Source organism: Mycobacterium gallinarum, from assembly GCF_010726765.1.
GTDB lineage: Bacteria > Actinomycetota > Actinomycetes > Mycobacteriales > Mycobacteriaceae > Mycobacterium > Mycobacterium gallinarum.
The window spans coordinates 5,931,434-5,952,259 of record NZ_AP022601.1 but is presented as its reverse complement, the minus strand read 5'-3'; the positions used below and the strand labels follow the sequence as shown (position 1 = coordinate 5,952,259).

The window sequence follows — 20,826 nt, the reverse complement described above, 5'->3', positions numbered from 1 at the left end:
CCGTCCGGCCCAACCTCATCGATGTGCCCTTCTCCGTCGGTATATCGCAGCGACACGGCACCTAGTCTTTCGCGAAGAAGTACATGCGGTACGAGAATTCCCCGCTCTCCATGGCGCGATAGACCTTCGAGCCTTGCACGAACTGACAGGTTGCGCGCAACAGCTTGGAGTCGTGGCGATCGAGTAGTTTTTGCCAGCGCTTTGAATTCTCATCCATCCCGCGCAAGATCTCCGTGTTGATGTCCCGGTGCGAGAGCATCTTCATCGGCGCACTCGCCAAGGCCGCCTCCCAGTCAGAGATATGAGGAGAGAAGCGGCCGTCTGCGTAGAGGAACCGTCCGCCCGGACGAAGCACCCGCTCCACTTCAGTAAGAAACAGCCGAAAGTCCGGGTAGTGGATCGAAGACTCGATATTGATCACCGCGTCGAACGACTGATCGGGAAACGGCAGGTCCTGGGCGTCGCCGACGACGAATTCCAGCCCCGGCAGTTGGTGGCGCCGGCGGCAGAAGTCTATCCCATTGGGATTCAGGTCCAATGCCACGTAACGGGCCGGATGCAGGGTGCGCGCTAGATAGGAGGCGCCACCACCGTGGCCGCATCCAACCTCGAGTACATCGGAACCGCTGAGATCACCGGCCTGAGTCGCGGTGCGATGGTAGAGCTGAATGGGATACCGGTCCCGTTCGTCCCCGGCATCCAGGCTAATCCCCATCGGCGGGTCTTCCTCGTAACCGTAGTTGAGGAATACGACGTCGTCGGCGTCGAACCTACGAGTGATGTTGCGATAACTGCGCTTTTGAAGTTTGTAGCCGAGGTTCCAGATAAGCGGGTGGTAGTTCAAGCGATCCATGATTCCCACGGGCGTGTCCTTTCACCTTCGCGACCCGATGTGCGGGCCTCATCTCTCAATGCGGTGGCTTAGCTCGACACACCGAGATATCGCCCCCCACCGCGTTAGCCGGACACTACATAGTTTGCCGTGCTGTCGCAGCGACTCCCGGGTTCTTCGTCTTGTCGAAGCCGGTATGCCGAGATCTTCCTGTCAGTCGGCCGCGCCTTACCAGGCCGGATCTCCGACTCCTCGTCGCCGTCGAGGTGGTACTTTCGCACTCGCAGTGCGGGGAGCTTCAAATCGTCATTCACTGAGGAGCTGGTATTGGGCATCGGCGAGCTGAGCGCGCACGAAGCGGAACGCGTGGCGTGGGACGTGATCGTGGTCGGCACCGGCATGGGTGGCGGAACGCTGGGCTACTCGCTCGCCCGCTCCGGCCGCAAGGTGCTGTTTGTTGAAAAGGGACGATCGACGCTGCCCGACGCGCCGGACACGATCCGTTCGTCATGGCCGGAAGTGGCCGAGCCGCGGGCGGGACGATCGGTCGAGACGTACTACGCCGCCCTGGCGCGGGCCGGGCGGTCTACGGACCAGATCGAGGACATCAGCGGACGCCGCACGAAAATGTTCGTGCCCTTCCTGGGCAGCGGGACCGGTGGATCGTCGTCCCTGTACGGCATGGTCTGCGAACGTTTCTTCGAGCGCGATTTCACGCCCCGGCAAGACTTCCGCGACCCCGGCGCCTCTACCGTGCCCGAAGCCTGGCCGATCACCTACGACGAGATGCGACCCTGGTACACCGCGGCCGAAGAACTGATGGGTGTCCGCGGCCAGCGCGATCCTCTGCGTCCCGAGATGGCCGACGTGCATCTACCGGCGGCGCCGCCGTTTTCAACCGACAACCAGCCGCTGGTCGACTACCTGACGGGCCGCGGTTTACACCCCTACCACCTGCCAATGGCCTGCGATTACACCGATGAATGTGCGACCTGTCAGGGCTATCTCTGTAAAAAGTCGTGCAAGAACGACGCTGGCCGTAATTGCGTACTGCCCGCCATCACCGAGTACGGTGCGAATCTGCTCGCGCAGTGCCGCGCCGTACGCCTGGAAGCAGACGGTAGCGAGGTGCGGCAGGTTATTTGCGAGGATCGTTCCGGCACCGTGTGCCTCAAGGCCAAGGTGGTGGTGCTGGCCGCCGGGGCCCTCGCCACTCCGGTGCTGTTGCTCAATTCCCGCTCCGGCGATTGGCCGGGCGGACTGGCCAACCGGTCGGATTGGGTGGGGCGCAACTTGATGCGCCACCTGATGGACATGATTGAGATCTGGCCGGAATCCGACAGCAAGATCACCGCCCAAAACAAAGAGATCGGTCTCAACGACTTCTACTTCTGGGAGGGACAGAAATACGGCACCGTGCAGTCCGCCGGTTCAGCAGAAGGCCCCATGGAGCTGATGACGAACCGCCCAGGCCTGCAGGCAAAGGCGCTGCGATTGGTGGGCCCGGCGGCACGCCGGGTTTACGAGCGGTTCTTCAGCGGCGGGTTGGTTCTGGCGTCGATCCTCGAAGACCTGCCATATCTGGACAACCGCGTTCTGTTGTCGGGCGAGTCCACTTCGAACGGCCGCCAGCGTCTACGGATTCAGTACCGGATCCACGACAACGAATCCGCTCGCCGTGCAACGTTTCTGCGGCAACTGAAAGATCTGTTCAAGCCTTTTCGCACTCTCGTTCTCCCCGTCGCGAAAAGCAATACGACCGTCGGCCATGTCTCTGGCACGTGCCGCTTCGGCACCGATCCCAAGTCCAGTGTGCTCGACCCGCAGAACAAGGCACACGGGGTGGACAACCTCTATGTTGTCGACAGCTCGTTCTTCCCGTCCAGCTCGGGATTGAATCCGAGCCTCACCGTTGCCGCCAATGCGTTGCGGGTGGCTGCCCACGTCGAGCAGGCGCACTTCACCAGCTGATCGATCATGGACCTGTGGCCGCGCCGATCCAGCTAACGGTGCCGTCGGAGCTTGAGACGTGGCGAAGTGAAATCACCGCTTGGCGGGTTCGCGAAGCGGCAGGCCTGCGGCCCGATAGATTTCGTCGATGACCGTCATGTTTTCGACCGCCTCTTCCGGTGTCGTCCCCACCGGGGCACCGCGCAGCACTGCCGCGGCAAATGCGTCGAGCTGATAGTCGTAAGTGGAGCGTGGAGAGAAACGCTCAACCCGATTGCCGCCGGGTGACCGAACCGTGAGTCGACGGAAAGGAGCCCTCTGACTGAGCACGGTCAACTCCCCACGATCGCCAATCACCTTTGCGCTCACGCGCATCAAGTCTGAAGACCACATGGAGCAGCGGACCCGCCCCGAGTGTCCACCTGCGAACCTCAACTCGGCCGTCATCGCCCGGTCCACCTGAGGATCGCGCAATTTCGCCCGCGCGGACAGTACTTCAGAGATAGGGCCGCCGAACGTGCGTGCCATGTCGACCGTGTAGCACCCGACGTCCATGGTCGCACCACCGGCAAGAGAGTAGTCGTAACGGATATCCGAAAACTTGGGAAGCAGCAGGCACAAGGCGACCTCAACCCGCTTCAACTCGCCCAACTCGCCCGAGGCGATGATTTCCTGAGCTCGCGAAGTCAGCGGGTGGTGGCGGTAGTGAAACCCTTCCATGACGACCCTGTCCGACTTCGCAGCCAGTTCGGCCACTTCTCGGGCCTCGGCCGCGTTTGACGCGAACGGCTTTTCGCACAGCACGTGCTTGTCGGCTTCTAACGCGGCGCGAGTCCACCTGCCGTGCAGGCCGTTTGGTAACGGGATATAGACAGCATGAATATCTGGGTCGGCGATCAGCGACTCGTAGCTATCGTGTACTCGGGCGATACCATGCTTGGCGGCGAAGGTATGAGCGCGAGCAGGATCTCGTGCCGCCACCGCGGCCACCTCGACCTCGGCGTTCTGCTGAGCAGGCTTGAGGAGTGCCAGTGGCGCGATGCGTGCTGTGCCCAGGATGCCGATCCGCACCTGGCCCCCCTGTGTCGACACGGACCCGATGCTAGCAGTTGAACTCGATTGCACCGCCCGAATGCACAGGGCTGAAACGCCGCGACGAGCATGCAAGCGACGGCTGACGACCCATCTCTGCCTCGTGAGATCAGTGTCTTCGGCGCCTTGCGCCCCAGGCATTTTCAGCCATACGACGGACTACTACGCCCAGGTTCCGCGGCGCCGGTGAGCGAGTGCTACGACCTCTAGGCTCAACTTGGCGATTGATGGCGGGACGAGTCTGGTCCGGCGCTGGAAATAGCGGAAATCCTCGACGGCCGTTCGGAAACTGTGCTCACTTGCCCGATACGCCGCCAGGACACGATCCAGCGCGGATTCATCTACGGCCTCATCGCCCGCGGCCGCGCGAAGCGCGTTGAAAACGGTGGCAAACCAGTCGGTGCCGAAGAACTCCGTCACCGGGCCATCGTGTCGCTGGTTGTGAAGATCCGGTCTCAGAAAAGCCTCGATGGCATTCTCATCGCGGGTCTCGAGATCTATTCGCAGCGCCGCGGAAATCCGTTTTACCTCGCGACGCCAATCTTCGAGGAGGTTCGCGTACTCGACGACGACGCGCGGCAGGCCTCGCGTGTGCCGTTCAGCCAGCAGCGTGAACTTCAGCCACAAGGCACTCGCAAGCTCCGGCGTGGTGCCATCCCGGGCAGTGAACGAGGCGATGGCCTCTTGCGGGTGGCGCACTGCTATCACGGCCGCGACATCGAAACCCGCCTGACGCGCCGCCTCGAACCACATGTCGGACAGCACCGATATCTGCAGGTCTTTGATCACCACCACCGGCGCTGCGGGCAGCGAACTGAGGTAGGCCCTGATTTTGGCGATCGATGCAGCGTTGGTCTCGACATCCAATGCACCCGCGGCTTGCAGACGAAACGTCGGGTCGAAGGCGGCACTTCGGTGGCGGCGAAGTATTGCATCGTTGAGGAGTAACGATGCGCGAGGCTCCCAACGACCGAGTGGGTTGTCCGAGACCGCGCCGTGCAACCGGGCCGGGAGTGCGGCGCCGCACAGCGAAAGTACCCGCGTGAGCGCCGACGTACCTGACCGGGGCATACCCACGATGAACAGGGCGACCGGACGAGTACCGTCGCCGGGCTGCGTGGCGGCGCTCACCCGCATGACTCCGTTGACGATGCTGTCGGCGAGTTCGAGGAAGGAGTCTTTACGGTGCGCCCGCCGCCGGTCCACAGACTGCCCATGGCGGCAACAATATAGGGAGGAACGGCGCTGTTGTTGCGATGTTCCGTGTGTCGGGCAAACCATGCTGATGGGCGCCGGCGGTTGCACCCGCGGGATCAGAACGCAAGTCCATATCAGCTACCCTCAGGTGATGACCCACTACACAGTGGAGATCCCCGCTGTCCCACGCAGACTCGCCGCGCAGGACAATGCACCGGCCCCGTGTGCCAAAGCGGGCGAACCGATCCGGATGGGCGGGGGCTGATCCGTGTCGGTCCGGATCCCTGCACGCGCAAAATCGAAAAGGCTCGCCTCCAATGGCGATGCGCAGCCTGACAATCGGGTCGCATTGCTGGATCAGGCCTTCTTTTCGTGGCAACGCGCCACTGGCGAGGAGATCGCCATTCAGCTCGTATGGGTCTACGAGCATCCAATCGACTTCGACGCGGTTAGACGATTTCATTACCTTCTCGGGCGTGGCCTGCTGGGACGGCGCATCGAGCGTTCGCCGCTGCCGTTCTTCCGACATCGCTGGGTAGTGGACCGCGGGCCGGCAGACATCGACATCGCCGACCAGCCCCGTCCACGCTCAGAACTCAGCGACTGGGCTGATGAACGCGCGCAGGTACCGACTGATCCAGAATGGGGGCCCGGCTGGCACATCGGTGTAGTTCCTTTTACAGATGGCTCCACCGCGGTCAGCTTGGTTGTTTCGCACTACATCGTCGATGGCCTAGGGCTCGCCGTCGCGGTAGCCGAAGCGCTGTTGGGCCAAACGCGCGATCTCGGCCTGCCAGCGGCGGGATCACGCAGGCGATTGCGCGCGGTGCTGCACGACGCCCGAGATGCTGCACGCGACGCAGCCGAGATCAGCCGGGCGGTTGTCGCGGGGGTGAAGATGGCGCCGAGCTACTGGCGAGGGCGATGGCGAGAGCGTGCCCTATTTGCTGCATCGCAACCTGCGGCCCTCAAAGGGGCTGACGAGCGCCGAGGAGGTGGCGACGACGATGAGGTCGTCGTCATACCGGCGATCACCATCCACGTCGACGTCGATGAGTGGGATTCCCGCGCCGACGCTCTGGGCGGAACACGGACCGCGATGATCGCCGGATTCGCCGTCAGACTTGCTGATCGCATGGGGCGGCGCCGTGCCAGCGACGGCGCTGTCACCCTGCAACTGCCCGTCAGCGAGCGGACCGAGGGTGATACGCGGGCGAATGCAATGTCCATTGCGCGCGTCAGCATCGACCCGACGCAAGTCACCAAAGATCTGCGGGACGTCCGCGTCGCCGTGAAAGAGGCGTTGAGCACGTTGAGGGAAACGCCCGATGCCGCGCGGCAGTTCCTATGGCTGGCCCCGTTCAGGCCCGGGTGGGCGTTGAGACGGGCGGCTGCGGCCGCATCGGCTGACCCAGATCTCCCGGTGTTTTGTTCCAATCTCGGCGATCATGCCTCACTTTTGTGCCGCCTCGATGGCACCGAAGCCGAGCACCACACCGCGCGGGCGGCCTGGCACCACACCACACGCCAGTGGCTCGAGCGAACAGGTGGGGTGATGAGACTGCAGGCATGGCGAATCAGCGGTAAGACCGGCATCACGGTGGTCGCCTACCAACCGGGCACTACGAACACGAAGGCAGCCCTGCGCGAGCTGGCCGCCCAGACACTGGCGGACTTCGAGCTGACCGGCACGATCGAATAGGTGATCGCTCGTTTAGAAAACCGCCGCGGAAGTCAGCCGACCCGCCCCAACCGAGCGAAATTCTCGACGTGGTCAGCTGCGGACCTGACGCTTTGAGCAGGTGTAGTCATCCGGGTGGCGAATTCCGCGGCCCGTGCAACGACATCCGGAGCCAGGATCGTGCGCAGGTCCTCGACCAGCGATTCTCGGGTGATCCCCGAGAAGCGCCGCGCGATGCCCAAGCCCAGGCGCTTCAACCGAACCCCCCAGAACGACTGGTCTGGCAGCGTCCAGAGGATCAGCGTGGGGACACCAGCTCGCAGTCCCGCAGCAGTGGTGCCCGCGGCACCGTGGTGCACGACCGCGCGGCAGGAGGGAAAAATGGTCGCGAAATTCACCGTGCCCACCACTTTGACATGGTCGAAAGTTGGGACGTCGCTGAAGTCGCTCCAACCAGCACCTATCAACGCCCGCTCCCCCAACTGCGCGCAGACCGCGGCGATCATGACGACCAAGTCCGCCGGAGATTCGACGGGGATACTCCCGAACCCGAAGAAAATCGGTGGGCTTCCAGAAGCGATCCACTCCTCGACGTCCTCATCGGACTCGGTCGCCAACTCAAGTGTTAGCGCCCCGACAAACGGTCGCTGCCCGTCCCATTTCGCCCACTCGGCTGCTAAACCTGGAAAGCAAGGCTCGTCGTAGGCCTGGATTTCCAGCGATCTGCGGCCGGCGATCCTTCCTGACGCGGGACCGGTCGCCTTTGGCAGGCCCAGTTCACGACGCTGCGCATCATCGAGCTTCTTCGAGATCCGCCAACCTACCCACTCGTCCACCTTTATCGCGAATCGGCCTAACGGCGCAGGGACGAAGGGCATCAACTGATCATTGGCCCGCGCTGGATGATAATGCAGCGTCGCCAATGGAATCTCATAGAACTCAGCGACGTTCGCGGCAGGTTGCTCGAAACTCAGCCCCGTAAACAACAGATCGGCCCCGTCCGCGAGTGACATCAGCGGCGTGCTGATTTTCTCCCAGCACTCGGCGATGGGCTCCCGAACTTCGTGCACCAGCCTGATCAGATCCTGAACCTTCCAGACATTGCGGAAGATTCGCGTCCACAGGTCGCGATGCACTTCCAGCCACGCTCGCGTATCCAAGCCGTAGGGGACCGCGCAAAGTCCAGCCGACTCGACGAAACCTACGAGGTCGGGCGGGACGGCCATCCACACGTCGTGCCCTCGGCGCTGCAGTTCACGGCCGACGGCGGCGCAGGGCTCGATGTCGCCACGGCTTCCGTAGCTTGCCAGCGCAAACTTCACGCGAAGATCCTAGCCTTTCACTTCGGTCGCGAGTTCGATGACAACCGCGGAGAGCCGAGCGTCCGCATGAGCGGCGGTCTGCTTCCACCCCGCAAAACCGAGGTGCACAACGCAGGCAGCACGAATGTCGAAATCCGCGGACTTCACATCTCGCGTTCGCAGCGGCGCTTGTCTTCACACGAGGCCGAGTACCGTCGCGACCAATCGGTGGGTCTTACGAAGAGTTCCTCGGTTGAGCGACGACTTCTGCAAGCCAGCTCCGCTTCACGTCTCGTCCCGCACAGATTTCGATCATGTTGTGACGCAAACCTTCTCAGCATACTTTGGCATTCGGGCCCGTCGGCGACGGTCGACCGCTGCATTGCGGGGTGTGCCGCCCGAGTTCCGGGCAACTGTTCGCCGGAGGAGTCCGATGACTGAGCCGACGGTGCACGCCATGGGTTCGATCGACGCACGAGGGCTTGCCGTCCACCCAACGCCGAGACAGCAACGCTTTCCCGAACGCACTGGATTGCAGGGGAATACATCGCCGGGAAGAAGATGCCCGTGTGTATAAAGAATATGGACGCATTGCACGTCGGCCGCGACGGATGATAACTTCGACCTCTGGCAAAGGGGGCAGCATGAACGAGGTGCGTGGGTTCCTGGCGCGCGCATTCGGACGCCTGTTCATGGCCGTTTTCGGCGCGCTATACCGGCTGTACACTCGCGCCTCGCTGCTCGGTGACCACGAGTTCTTTGATAACAAGGACTTTCCGTGGGTCGGGGCCGTCGAAGCCGATTGGCGCAAGGTTCGAGCCGAACTCGATGCACTGTTGCCCTACGCAGCGGATATGCCGAACTTCCAGGACATTTCGAAGGACCAGAAAGCTCTTTCCCAGGACGATGGCTGGAAGACCTTCTTCTTCTATGCCTACGGAATAAAGGCCGCACCGAACTGCCGCCGCTGTCCGGAAACCGCCCGGCTCCTCAAGAACATTCCGGGCATGAAGACTGCTTTCTTCTCCATTCTCGCCCCAGGCAAGGAGTTGCCGCCGCATCGTGGCCCATACAAGGGAGTCCTTCGCCTCCATCTCGCGCTGCTCGTTCCCGAGCCGGCCGAGCAGTGTGGCATCCGCGTCGGGTCGCAGACCCGTCACTGGCAAGAAGGTCGGGTGATGATCTTCGACGACACCTTCGAACACGAAGCTTGGAACCGAACCGACGGCTTCCGGGTGGTGCTCTTCGTCGACCTTATGCGGCCAATGCGCTTCCCAGCCAACGTGCTCAACTCCGTGGCGACGTGGCTGATCGCACTCTCGCCCTTCGTCCTTGGCAACCTTGGCAGCTACTCCCGCTGGGAAAAGCGCTTCGAGGCAGCCGTCAATCAGGGCGCCGCCGCCAACTAGCGATCGGCGCGAGGCGCGTTGGGGTAGCTGTGCCGGCCTGAGTGGCGTCCAAGGTGCAGCCTCTCGCTGGTGCCTCCACTATCTTGGCCAGCCTTGCGTCGCGTCACAGAGCAGCTGCTCTTAAGCAGAGCATTGATTAGCGGCGAGGTCGTCCCGTGTATTCGGTTCAACCTGTCTTCGGAGGCTGGGGATGGCAATCCGCATGACACATCTCTTGCTGCAAGTTTGCTACATCCTCCCTGCGGCCATGCAACAATCCTCTCCGAACTACGCATCTCGAGGTGGAGGACCGTGAGCCAGACCAATCGCGCATTGCCCATCGAGGCTGTGCATAGTCCGCGGTCGGCACAGTCGGGGTTCCGCGATGACATCGAGGGCCTGCGCGCGGTCGCGGTGTTAGCGGTTGTCCTGTTTCACGCGGACGTGCCCGGCGTGGGCGGTGGGTACGTCGGCGTGGACGTGTTCTTCGTCATCTCCGGCTTCCTGATCACCAGATTGCTCTTTCGTGAGGTGAGCACCGTCGGTACCGTGCGGCTCCGTCGGTTCTACGGTGCACGCGCCCGCCGACTGCTGCCGGCATCAGCCACGGTGGGCATCGTCACTGCAATCGCCTCGGCTTTGCTCTTACCTCCGCTGCAGGCCCGGAGTGTATTCGGAGACGGGATCGCCAGCGCACTGTATGTCGGCAACTACTGGTTCGCGCTACACAACGTCGACTACCTCGCACCGATAATGCCGGAGTCGCCGTTCCAGCACTACTGGTCTCTGGGCGTCGAGGAACAGTTCTACCTGGTGTGGCCGCCCATGATCATCGCGACAGCCTGGCTCATACGGCGTCGGCGCCGACGCAAGGGGACTCACGCCGCACCACCGAAGCGTCCATACGTCCCATTTCTGATAGTCCTGTCTCTTGTCGCGGCCGGATCGTTTGCGATGTCGCTGGCGATTACGTATGTGCTCCCCGCTGTGGCCTTCTTCTCGCTGCCCACACGAGCCTGGCAGTTGGCCGTCGGCGGCTTGGTAGCGCTGACGGCCAGCCAGTGGGGCCGACTATCCGCGACACCGGCCGCGATTGCGGGGTGGGGAGGGCTGGCTCTCGTCCTGCTGTCCTGCACCCTGTTCAGCGCGAGCACCCCGTTCCCTGGTGCTGCCGCGCTGATGCCCGTCCTTGGCGCCGCTTTGGTGATCGGTGCCGGCTGCGCCGCACCCTCTCGAGGATGCGGTTCATTCCTAGCCGTGTCGCCGATGCGAGCGATCGGCCGAGTGTCGTATTCGTGGTACCTGTGGCACTGGCCGGTGCTGCTGTTCGCACCACTGCTGCTCGGCCAACCGCTAGGGCTAGCGGGCAGGCTGGCGGCGGCCGCCGTCTCCGCCGGACTGGCGGTGCTCACCCTGCATCTCATCGAGAACCCTTTGCGGTTCGCCGCCCCGGTACGCCGGTCCCCCGCCGTCAGTCTCGCGCTTGGTGGCGCCGCCACTGCAGCCGCCGCTCTTGTGTGCGTAGTGCTGCTGGTATGGGTTCCGGTCCCGGTCGGCCGCGGCGCGCCCCAGGCACCGCTGACCATCACTGCCGCGCCTCCCCCCACGGGTGGCAACGTGGACACCTACAACGCGGCGGTGCAGCACTCGTTCGCACAAGTGCAATCCGCACTCGCGGCCGCCACTCATCAGAAGGCCGTACCGTCCAACCTCGACCCGCCACTCAGCGATGCCGCAGCTCAACTGAACGCCATTTTCCTCAACGGCTGCATGCGCAATGCTCTCCAATCCGGACAACCAGAATGCGCGACGGGCGAGACCGCCTCCTCGACGACGGTCGCCCTGGTCGGCGATTCGAATGCTGCGATGTGGAGGCCGGCTTTCCAGCAAGTCGCCGAGCAGCGGGCGTGGCGGTTGGTGACGATGGCCAAGGCGGTCTGCCCAATGCTCGATCTGCCATTCGCCAACCCACTATTTCGCCTGGCCACCCGATGTGAGCAATGGCGCGCTCAGATCATTGACCGCTTGCACGCCGAGCACCCTCGGTTGGTCGTGCTGAGTGTGTATCGGGGATATCGCGCGGGGAACAGATTCCAGCCGGGTTTCACGTCGTACAGTCCGGCGTGGCTAGAAAGCTTGACACGCCTGGTGAGGCAGCTGCGCAACACGGGTGCGGACGTTTTGGTGCTCGGACCCATCCCAGACCCGCCCTCGGACGTTCCGATTTGCGTGTCTGGACACCTCGATGACGCGATGGCGTGCTCGGAGCCTAGGTCGGCGGTGGTCAATCCGGCCGGCATCGCGGCCGAGTCCACCGCGACCGAAGCCGGTGGCGGGCAATACGTTGACCTCACACAGTTGTTCTGCACACCCGACCGTTGCCTGGTGATCGTCGGCAACACGCTAGTTTACTTTGACAGCAATCACGTGACATCGGAGTACTCGCGACAATTGGCGCCGGCTATCGAAGCAATTGCGGACCGCGCGCTCGCTCGCAGATAAGAGTCGACAACGCCATCGCAGGCGCTCTGTCGGCGAAACCTTTACTCGCGGTGCTACTTACGCGTCTTGGCGGGTGAATTGGCCGGTTCGGTAGTGGTCGATGCATGTTGCTCGTCGTATTTTGCCGCTTGTGGTGATGGGTATTGAGCCGGGTGATACCAGCACTACGTCGGCGACGGCGAGGTCGTGGGTATGGGAGATCGCTGAGGTGATTTCACGTTTGAGGGTGTCGAATTTGTGCATCACCTCGTTGCCGGAGTCGCCGCGTCGTTTGACTTCGGCGATGACGACGAGTTGTTCGATTTCGTTGTCGGGTACCGCGATGGCGGCGACCCGGCCGCCTGATATTTCCTGAATCGTGGCTTCGATGTCATCAGGAGAGTGGTTGCGCCCGTAGACGATCAACAGGTCTTTGATGCGGCCGACGATGAACAGGTCTCCTTCGGTGACAAAGCCCAGATCCCCGGTCCGCAGCCACGGTCCGGCCGGGGTGCCTGCTGACGGGTTGATCAGGGTGGCGCCGAAGGTGCGTTGGGTCTCTTCTGGTTTGTGCCAATAGCCCAACGCGACGTTGTCGCCGTGCACCCAGATCTCGCCGGTGGTGGCCGGCGGGCATTCGGTGTGGGTGTCGGGATCGACGATGCGCACCGTGGGCGATGGGGTGAGCGGATAGCTGATCAGTGGTGTGCCGCCGCCGTTGGTGCAGCGTTTGGCCTGACCTGCGGCGAGTTTGTCGGTTTCGAAGTCCACGATGGTGGGGGCTTGGCCCGCTCGGCTGGTCGCGGCGTAGACGGTGGATTCGGCAAGTCCGTATGAGGGTCGGACCACCCAGTCGTGGAGGTTGAACCGGGCGAACCGCTCGGTGAAGCGTTGCAGTGTGGCCGGGTGTACGCGTTCGCTTCCGCTGAGAATGGTTTCCACGTTGCCCAGATCGAGTCCGGTCATGTCCTCGTCTGAGGTCTTTCGTGCGGCGAGTTCGAACGCGAAATTCGGCGCCGCCGAGAATGCGTGAGTGTTGGTGGCCAGCAACTGCATCCACCGGGCCGGGCGCTGCAGGAAAGCCACCGGACTGGTGAGCACAGCGCTGTATCCGCCCAAAATCGGTGCGCATACTCCCAGAACCAAACCCATATCGTGATAAAAGGGCAGCCACGACACGATGGTGCTGTCGAAGGGTGCAATACCGTCTCGGTGCGCGAAATAACCCGCCATCAATTGCTCGAAGTTCGCCTGAAGGTTGGTATAGGAGATCATCACGCCGGCGGGTTGGCGGGTGGATCCCGATGTGTATTGCAGATACGCGGTCGTCTGTTGGATATCGCCCGGGTCCTCAGCTCGCACCGGAGCGTCCAGTTCCAACGAATCGATCTCGATGATCGAGGGTCGCGGCTCCAACGGCTGCGCGGTGACGTGTGGGACGACGTGATCCACGACTGCGGACGTGGTGAGAACCGCCGTGGGTGACGCATCGCGCAGCACCGAATCGACGCGCTCATCGCTGGCGCCGCCCAGCGGGACCGACAGCGGCACCGCGACGATCCCGGCCTGTAACGCCCCCAGGAACGCCAGGATGTAATCCAGTCCCTGCGGGGCCAATATCACCGCACGATCACCAGGTGCTGCACAGCCTCGAAGCTCACGGGCAACGTTGCGCACTCGCCGATACAGCTGCGGCCATGTCACTCGTTCGGGAACGCCGGCCCAATCCTGCTCATAATCGACGAACGTGAATGCGATCTCATCCGGCTGAAGACTGGCGTGTTCGCGCAGCAGATCCGGGAGGGACGTTTCAACCACCGCCTGAGGTTAACGTCAACCACCCGCAAACGTCGATGAACAGGCTTGTCCAGCGCGCGCAGCAAAGTCACGATTAGATAACGGCCAGCGCAGCTCCGGATGCCATCCATGCGTAAATGGCGGCTTCGCCGATACCACCCGACCCTCGTGACGTGCCAGTAAGCCCTGATACGGTGGGCACCAAATGACGGAGACCTAGGCGGTCCCGCGGTTGGGCGCAACGCCACGTCGTGAGTCAAGCAACCGATGGCGCGAACTTGACGTTGCTGTGAGGAGATGCAATGGATTCATCTGGCGCAATCGATGATCGAACTCACCGTTCAGCCTCGGCGAAGTCGTCAGCCAGTACGAGCAGCACAGCCGTCACTCCGGTTGCTGTCATTGGTATGGCGTGTCGACTTCCTGGGGGTATCGATTGCCCGGAGCGGTTGTGGGAGGCGTTGCTTCGTGGCGATGACCTGGTGACCGAGGTTCCGCCAGATCGTTGGGACGTCGAGGAGTATTACGATCCCGAGCCTGGGGTGCCTGGTCGGTCGGTGTCGAAGTGGGGGGCGTTTCTCGATGATGTTGCCGGCTTCGATCCGGAGTTCTTCGGGATCAGTGAGCGGGAGGCGATCGCGCTTGATCCGCAGCATCGGCTGTTGTTGGAGAACTCCTGGGAGGCCATGGAGCACGCCGGCCTCGGTCCCGAGCGGATGCGCGAATCGCGCACCGGTGTGTTCGTGGGACTGACTCACTACGATTACCAACTCGTCACGGCCGACTCCCCTGAAATGGAGGGGCCGTACGGCTTTCAAGACAATTTGTTCAGCATGGCGTCCGGTCGGATCGCCTACGCCCTGGGGCTTCGTGGCCCGGCGGTGACCGTTGACACCGCCGATTCTTCCGGCCTGACTGCGGTGCATATGGCGTGCCGCAGCCTCGATGTGGGGGAGAGCGACATGGCGTTCGCCGGCGGCGCGTTCGTGATGCTGGAACCGCGAAAGTTCCTTGCGGGGACGGCGAACGGCCAGCTATCTCCCACGGGTCGCTGTCATGCCTTCGACATTGCGGCGGACGGGTACGTATGTGGTGAAGCTAGTGCGGTGGTGTTGCTCAAGCGCTTGCCCGACGCGCTCAGCGACGGTGACCGCATCCTGGCGGTGATACGCGGCACCGCAGCCAACCAAGACGGCCATACGGTGAATATCTCGACGCCGTCGCTGAGCGCGCAGACCGCGGTATACCGGGAAGCCTTGCAGATCGCAGGTGTAGACCCCGCTAGCGTTGGCATGGTCGAAGCACACGGCACCGGAAGCCCCGAGGGCGACGCAATCGAGTACACAAGCTTGACAGAGGTATATGGCGTCGAGGCTCCTTGCGCTCTCACTTCGGTGAAAACCAACCTCGGCCATACCCAGTCAGCATCTGGAACTCTAGGGCTGGTGAAAGCGGTTCTCGCTTTGCAGCGTGCCGCGATCCCGCCAAACCTGCACTTCACCCGCCTGCCCGATCAGCTCGCCCGCACCGACACCAAACTCTCGGTGCCACACGAGATCACAGCATGGCCGCAAGTCGAATGTCCGCGTCGTGCGGCGGTGTCGTCGTATGGGTTGTCGGGTACCAATGTTCATGCGATTGTGGAGCAGGCGCCGGAATCTGCTGTGCGCGAGGATGGTTCGTTGGGCGCACCGGCGGCTGCACAGTTGTTTGCGCTGTCGTCGACCTCTGCTGTGGAGTTGCGGCGCACTGCTGGCCGGTTGGCTGATTGGGTCGACGCCCATGCCGATGTGGCGTTGTCGGATCTGGGTTACACCTTGGCTCGCCGGCGTGCGCATCGGCCGGTGCGCACCGCTGTCATGGCGCGCAGCCGGGCCGAGCTTTGCGCGGCGTTGCGGCAGGTCGCCGATGACGAGATGCCTTATCAGGCGGCGGTGGGCCGTGATGACCGGGGTCCGGTGTGGGTGTTTTCTGGACAGGGATCGCAGTGGGCAGCGATGGGCGCGCAACTGTTGGCCACCGAACCGGTGTTTGCGGCCACGGTGGGGCAGGCCGAACCACTGATCGCCGCTGAGTCGGGGTTCTCGGTGACCGAGGCGATGTCAGCACCACAGATGGTGACCGGTATCGACCGGGTTCAGCCGACTCTGTTCACCATGCAGGTCGCGCTGGCGGCAACCCTCAAGGCTTACGGGGTGCGTCCTGGCGCGGTCATCGGGCATTCGCTGGGTGAGGTCGCCGCGGCGGTGGTCGCGGGTGCGTTGTCGCTGCAAGATGGGGTGCGGGTGATCTGCCGGCGTTCGCGGCTGATGTCACGTATCGCGGGTTCGGGAGCGATGGCATCGGTGGAATTACCTGCCAAACAAATACTTTCAGAATTCACCGCGCGCCGCGTGAAAGATGTGGTGGTGGCGGTCGTGGCCTCACCGGGATCCACGGTGATCAGCGGGGCTGCTCACACACTTCGCGAGCTGGTCTCAACATGGGAGCAGCGGGGCGTGATGGCCAGTGAGATCGTCAGCGATGTGGCCGTGCATTCGCCGCAGGTCGATCCGATTCTCGATGAGCTGAAAGAGGCGTTGGCAGAGCTGGATCCGATGACTCCGGAGGTGCCGTTCTACTCAGCGACCCAATTCGACCCGCGTGAACAGCCGGTGTGCGACAGCAGGTATTGGGTGGACAATCTGCGTCGGACGGTGCGGTTCGCCGCGGCGGTGCGGGCGGCGTTGGAAGACGGCTATCGGGTGTTCGCGGAGCTGGCGGCGCACCCGTTGCTCACCCACGCTGTGGAGCAAACCGCACACAGCCTTGACATGCCGTTGGCCGTTCTCGCCGGCATGCGTCGTGGGCAGGACCTGGCGCACGGTCTGAGCGGCTTCGTGGGGGATCTGCACAGTGCGGGGGCCGCGGTCGATTTCTCTGTACTCCACCCGAACGGGCGCCTGGTGGATGCCCCGCTGCCGAGCTGGACACACCGTCGGCTGTGGTTGACCCCCGACGGTGCGCACTCACCAACACGCGGTGCAAATACGGTGTCGGTGCACCCGCTGTTGGGTCAGCATGTGCGCTTGCAGGAAGAACCAGAGCGCCATGTGTGGCAAGCCGAGGTCGGCACCGTTGCCCAGCCCTGGCTGGGCGATCACCGGGTCCGCGATGTGGCGGTGTTTCCCGCGGCGGCCTACTGCGAAATGGCCGTGACGGCCGCACGTACCGTCCTCGGCGACACCTGCGAGATCCGCGACATCCACTTTGAACGGCCGCTTCTGCTGGATGAGCAGATCACGGTTGACGCCGCGGCGGTGGTGGTATCGCCTGGCGTCCTCGATTTCACAGTTGAGACACAGGACCTCGACGGGAAGGTATGCCGAGCGTCCGCGGTCTTGCACGTCACAGCGGATGAGCCGCCCCCTGCCCGCGACATGTCTTCGCTGGTTTCTGCGCACCCGCGTCGTGTCGACGGCACCGAGGTGCGTAACCGATTGGGCCAGCGTGGTGTTCAACACGGTCCGGCTTTCAGCGGGCTGCGTGTGGTGCATACGGGCGACGGGGGTGGTGCATCCGTGTTGGCCGAGGTGGCGTTACCGCGAGATCTTCGCTCACAACAGGAAGCTTTCGGTATCCATCCGGCTCTGCTGGATGCGTGTTTTCAGTCCGTTGCGGCTCATCCCGACATCGAGGCTTTGGGCACCGGGGCGCTGGCCTTGCCCTTGGGTGTGCGGCGGCTGCGTGCCTACGGTGGTGCCCAGAACGCGCACTTCTGCTATGCAAAGGTGACCAGGGCCGATGCGTCTGGGGTGGAGGCCGACCTCGATGTGCTCGACGAGCACGGAACGGTTCTGCTCGCGGTACAAGGGCTGCGCTTGGGCACCGGCGAATCCGAAGATGACCACAGAGATCGAGTACTGAACGAGCGGCTACTCACCATCGAATGGCGGCACCGACAATCGCCTGATCCCGCGCAGGCTGATTCCGGTAACTGGCTGCTGATCAACGCTGTCGACATAGATGTGGCCACTACGGTTTTGGCCGATGTCCTCAAACGGCATGGCGCACAGTGCACAACTTTTGCGTGGCCAGCGCATGCCGATGCCACCACAAAAGCGGCGGGACTTCGCGATCATCTGCGCGCAGGCACATTCAGCCGAGCGGTCGTCCTGACGGGGCGCAGCAGCGGCGATGCGACCGACCCAATGCCGCAACTGGGACGAGAGTACGTAAAGCTGCTGTCGCACATCACTCGCGAGTTGTCCGAGATGCCTGCCGGATGGCCTCATCTGTATGTCGTGACCTGTAATGCTCAGACCGTGGTTGCGGGTGACGTGGCGAACTTGGAGCAGGCCGGGTTGCGGGGTTTGACACGGGTGATCGGGGTTGAGCATCCGCATGTGCGCGCCACCCAGGTCGATCTGGATGAAGGCACTGATGTCGAGCTGTGGGCGCGGCAGCTGCTCAGCGAGTCCGACGAGGATGAGACGGCCTGGCGAAACGGTGAATGGTATACCGCGCGCTTGTCTCCCACGCCGCTGCGCCCCGACGAGCGACGCATGACCGACGCCAGCCATGAGCACGATGGAATGCGTCTACAGATCCGCGCTCCCGGCGACTTGGAGACATTGGAACTCGTTGCCTGCGAGCGTATTCCGCCCGGCCCAGGACAGATCGAAGTCGCGATCACCGCGTCGAGCATCAACTTCGCAGACGTACTGGTCGCCTTCGGACGCTACCCCGCCTTCGAGGGAAGGCTACCCGAGCTGGGCACTGATTTCGTCGGCGTGGTCACCGCAGTCGGGTCCGACGTGGGTACCCATAAGGTGGGCGACCGTGTTGGGGGCCTGTGCGCTGACGGGTGTTGGGGCACGTTTGTCACCTGCGACGCCGATCTGGCTGCGACAGTCCCTGCTGAATTGTCCGACGGCCAGGCTGCCGCGGTGACCACCGCGTATGCGACCGCCTATCACGGTCTTCACGATCTGGCGCACATCACCGGCGGCGACAAGGTGTTGATTCACTCGGCAACCGGTGGCGTGGGGCAGGCAGCGATCGCCGTCGCCCGCGCCGCTGGGGCCGAGATCTTCGCGACCGCAGGCAGCCACGAGCGTCGCCAGATGTTGCGCGACATGGGCATAGACCATGTCTACGATTCGCGCAGTATCGAATTCGCCGAGGCGATACGCCGGGATACACACGGTTACGGCGTTGACATCGTCCTGAATTCCGTCGCCGGTGCGGCCCAGCGTGCGGGCATCGAATTGCTGGCCTTCGGTGGACGTTTCGTCGAAATCGGCAAACGCGACATCTACGGCGATACGCGGCTGGGATTACTTCCATTCCGCCGCAACCTCGCGTTCTACGGCCTCGACCTCGGGCTGCTGTCCTACGTTCATCCCGGACGGCTGCGTGAGTTGCTGAATACTGTGTATCAACTCATCGCCGACGGCACACTGCCGGTGCTGGCGAGTACGCATTACCCGCTAGCGGATGCCGCGGCGGCGATTCGGATCATGAGCGGTGCAGCACACCGGAAAACTCGTGCTCGATGTGCCGCGCGAGGGGCACAGTCGGGTGATCGTGGCCCCGGCGCAGGTGCCCGTCTTCCGTCCCGACGGCGCCTACATCGTCAGCGGCGGGTTGGGGGGCCTGGGACTGTTTGTGGCCGAGAAGATGGCCGCCGACGGTTGCGGGCGGATCGTGGTGTCGTCACGCTCGCAGCCATCACCGGAGGCGATGCATGCCATCGAGCGTATGCGCGCCAAGGGTGCCGACATCGAGGTGGAATGTGGTGATATCGCCGATCCGGAAACCGCGGCCCGGTTGGTGGCTTCAGCGACCGCCACCGGCCTTGCGGTGCGCGGCGTGCTGCATTTGGCAGCGGTGGTCGAGGACGCCACCCTGAGCAATATCACCGATGAGCTCCTCGAGCGTGACTGGGCGCCAAAGGTTTACGGTGCCTGGAATCTGCACACCGCCACCATCGCCCAGCCGTTGGACTGGTTCTGCTCGTTCTCCTCGGCAGCCGCGCTAGTGGGCTCACCCGGGCAAGGCGCCTACGCTGCGGCCAACAGCTGGCTGGATGCCTTCACCCTGTGGCGCCGTGCCCAGGGCCTGCCGGCCACCGCGATCGCCTGGGGTGCCTGGGGGCAGATCGGACGCGCCGCCGCGCTGGCCGAGGGCGCCGATGTTGCTATCGCACCCGACGAGGGCTTCTACGCGCTCGACGCGCTGTTACGCCACAACCGCGCCTACACCGGCTATGCACCGATCACCGGAATCCCCTGGTTGAGCTCTTTGTCCCACCGCAGCCCATTCGCCGAGGCGTTCCGTTCCACCGGCACGACCACAACGGGTACGGGCACGCTCCATGCGGAGCTCGCCGAGCTGGCCCCTGACGAGTGGCCCACTCGATTGCGGCGCTTGATCTCTGATCAGGTCAGCCTGATCCTGCGCCGCAGCGTCGACCCCGACCGGCCGCTCGCCGAGTACGGCGTCGACTCGCTAGGCGCCCTTGAGCTACGTACCCGCATCGAGAGCGAAACCGGGATCCGCCTCACGTCTAGCGATGTCGCCACCACTACTATCCGCGGTTTGGCAGCGCTGCTGTGCGAGAGGCTCGCTCCGGACGACGCCGTCTAGGGGCGAGGCTTCGAATGGACTAACTAAGCGATTTCGCCCGTCAGGTCGAACTCAGACAGAGTCTTATCGGCCAGTTCGCGTAGAGCGTGCTTTGTGTTCAGAGCCCCGGGTTGGTAGGCGACAACGCTGATGCCGACTTTGCTGCCGATACGCCCCGACTGCAGGTGCATCAGGCCGCCCGCTCGCTCGAGCCACCGGCGCGTAACACTACCGGCGCCCCGGGTCGTGACGTACTCGGCGTCGGTGCCGTCGAGACGGCACATCATCATTCCGAAGTCTCCGAGGTTGGAACAGAACACCGGGAAACTGGGGTCTCCGAACGTCAAATCCGACAGCCGACCCAGCGCCCGCTTCGGCGCGAATTGCGTTAGCCAGACGATTCCGATTGCGGCCGGCGGCATCACATTGTGCAACGACGGATCCGGCGCCTGGCGCAGGGTGCTCAGCGCTTGGTCGACCGCGGCGCGGACGTCACGC

Annotated in this window: 9 protein-coding genes and 1 pseudogene; 5 read left to right on the top strand and 5 right to left on the bottom strand. The window is 63.4% G+C overall.

From position 1 onward, the window contains the following. Positions 1-61: 61 nt before the first annotated feature. Entirely contained in the window at positions 62-853 is a 792-nt protein-coding gene (locus tag G6N42_RS29305) for a phthiotriol/phenolphthiotriol dimycocerosates methyltransferase (protein WP_163738534.1), read from the bottom strand. Positions 854-1,159: 306 nt separating this feature from the next. On the opposite strand from G6N42_RS29305, the gene G6N42_RS29300 reads away from it, so the two are divergent. Further along, a complete protein-coding gene (locus G6N42_RS29300; RefSeq protein ID WP_232076414.1) occupies positions 1,160-2,803 on the top strand; it encodes a GMC oxidoreductase in 1,644 nt (547 codons plus the stop codon). Positions 2,804-2,875: 72 nt separating this feature from the next. On the opposite strand, the gene G6N42_RS29295 is transcribed toward G6N42_RS29300, so the two are convergent. Both G6N42_RS29295 and G6N42_RS29290 read right to left on the bottom strand, forming a co-directional pair. Continuing rightward, positions 2,876-3,853: a Gfo/Idh/MocA family protein gene (locus tag G6N42_RS29295; protein WP_232076412.1), complete on the bottom strand. Its 978-nt coding sequence runs from the start codon at positions 3,851-3,853 to the stop codon at positions 2,876-2,878. A gap of 183 nt (positions 3,854-4,036) precedes the next feature. Further along, entirely contained in the window at positions 4,037-5,011 is a 975-nt protein-coding gene (locus tag G6N42_RS29290) for a sulfotransferase family protein (RefSeq protein ID WP_163738528.1), read from the bottom strand. 340 nt (positions 5,012-5,351) lie between these two features. Between G6N42_RS29290 and G6N42_RS29285 the strand changes: the two genes are divergently transcribed. Then, the gene (locus tag G6N42_RS29285; protein ID WP_163738524.1) at positions 5,352-6,773 is read left to right on the top strand and encodes a hypothetical protein; all 1,422 of its coding nucleotides are present in this window, start codon (positions 5,352-5,354) and stop codon (positions 6,771-6,773) included. Positions 6,774-6,805: 32 nt separating this feature from the next. On the opposite strand, the gene G6N42_RS29280 is transcribed toward G6N42_RS29285, so the two are convergent. Further along, positions 6,806-8,074 (bottom strand): glycosyltransferase, encoded by a 1,269-nt coding sequence (locus tag G6N42_RS29280; RefSeq protein ID WP_163736438.1) that lies wholly within the window; start codon positions 8,072-8,074, stop codon positions 6,806-6,808. A 623-nt stretch (positions 8,075-8,697) separates the two neighbouring features. On the opposite strand from G6N42_RS29280, the gene G6N42_RS29275 reads away from it, so the two are divergent. Both G6N42_RS29275 and G6N42_RS29270 read left to right on the top strand, forming a co-directional pair. Continuing rightward, complete coding sequence (locus tag G6N42_RS29275) at positions 8,698-9,462, top strand: aspartyl/asparaginyl beta-hydroxylase domain-containing protein (protein WP_163736434.1); 765 nt, start codon at positions 8,698-8,700, stop codon at positions 9,460-9,462. A 291-nt stretch (positions 9,463-9,753) separates the two neighbouring features. After that, positions 9,754-11,943, top strand: a complete 2,190-nt coding sequence (locus G6N42_RS29270) for an acyltransferase family protein (protein ID WP_163736431.1) — start codon at positions 9,754-9,756, stop codon at positions 11,941-11,943. A gap of 57 nt (positions 11,944-12,000) precedes the next feature. On the opposite strand, the gene G6N42_RS29265 is transcribed toward G6N42_RS29270, so the two are convergent. Beyond that, positions 12,001-13,740, bottom strand: a complete 1,740-nt coding sequence (locus tag G6N42_RS29265) for an AMP-binding protein (RefSeq protein ID WP_163736427.1) — start codon at positions 13,738-13,740, stop codon at positions 12,001-12,003. Between the two features lie 281 nt (positions 13,741-14,021). Between G6N42_RS29265 and pks2 the strand changes: the two are divergent. Further along, positions 14,022-20,349: pseudogene (gene pks2, locus G6N42_RS29260) on the top strand (sulfolipid-1 biosynthesis phthioceranic/hydroxyphthioceranic acid synthase). Positions 20,350-20,826: the final 477 nt, after the last annotated feature.

Excerpts from the sequence above, each read along its gene's own strand:
- G6N42_RS29305 (WP_163738534.1), bottom strand. The coding sequence starts at position 853 with ATGGATCGCTTGAACTACCACCCGCTTATCTGGAACCTCGGCTACAAA.
- G6N42_RS29290 (WP_163738528.1), bottom strand. The coding sequence starts at position 5,011 with ATGCGGGTGAGCGCCGCCACGCAGCCCGGCGACGGTACTCGTCCGGTC.
- G6N42_RS29275 (WP_163736434.1), top strand. The coding sequence starts at position 8,698 with ATGAACGAGGTGCGTGGGTTCCTGGCGCGCGCATTCGGACGCCTGTTC.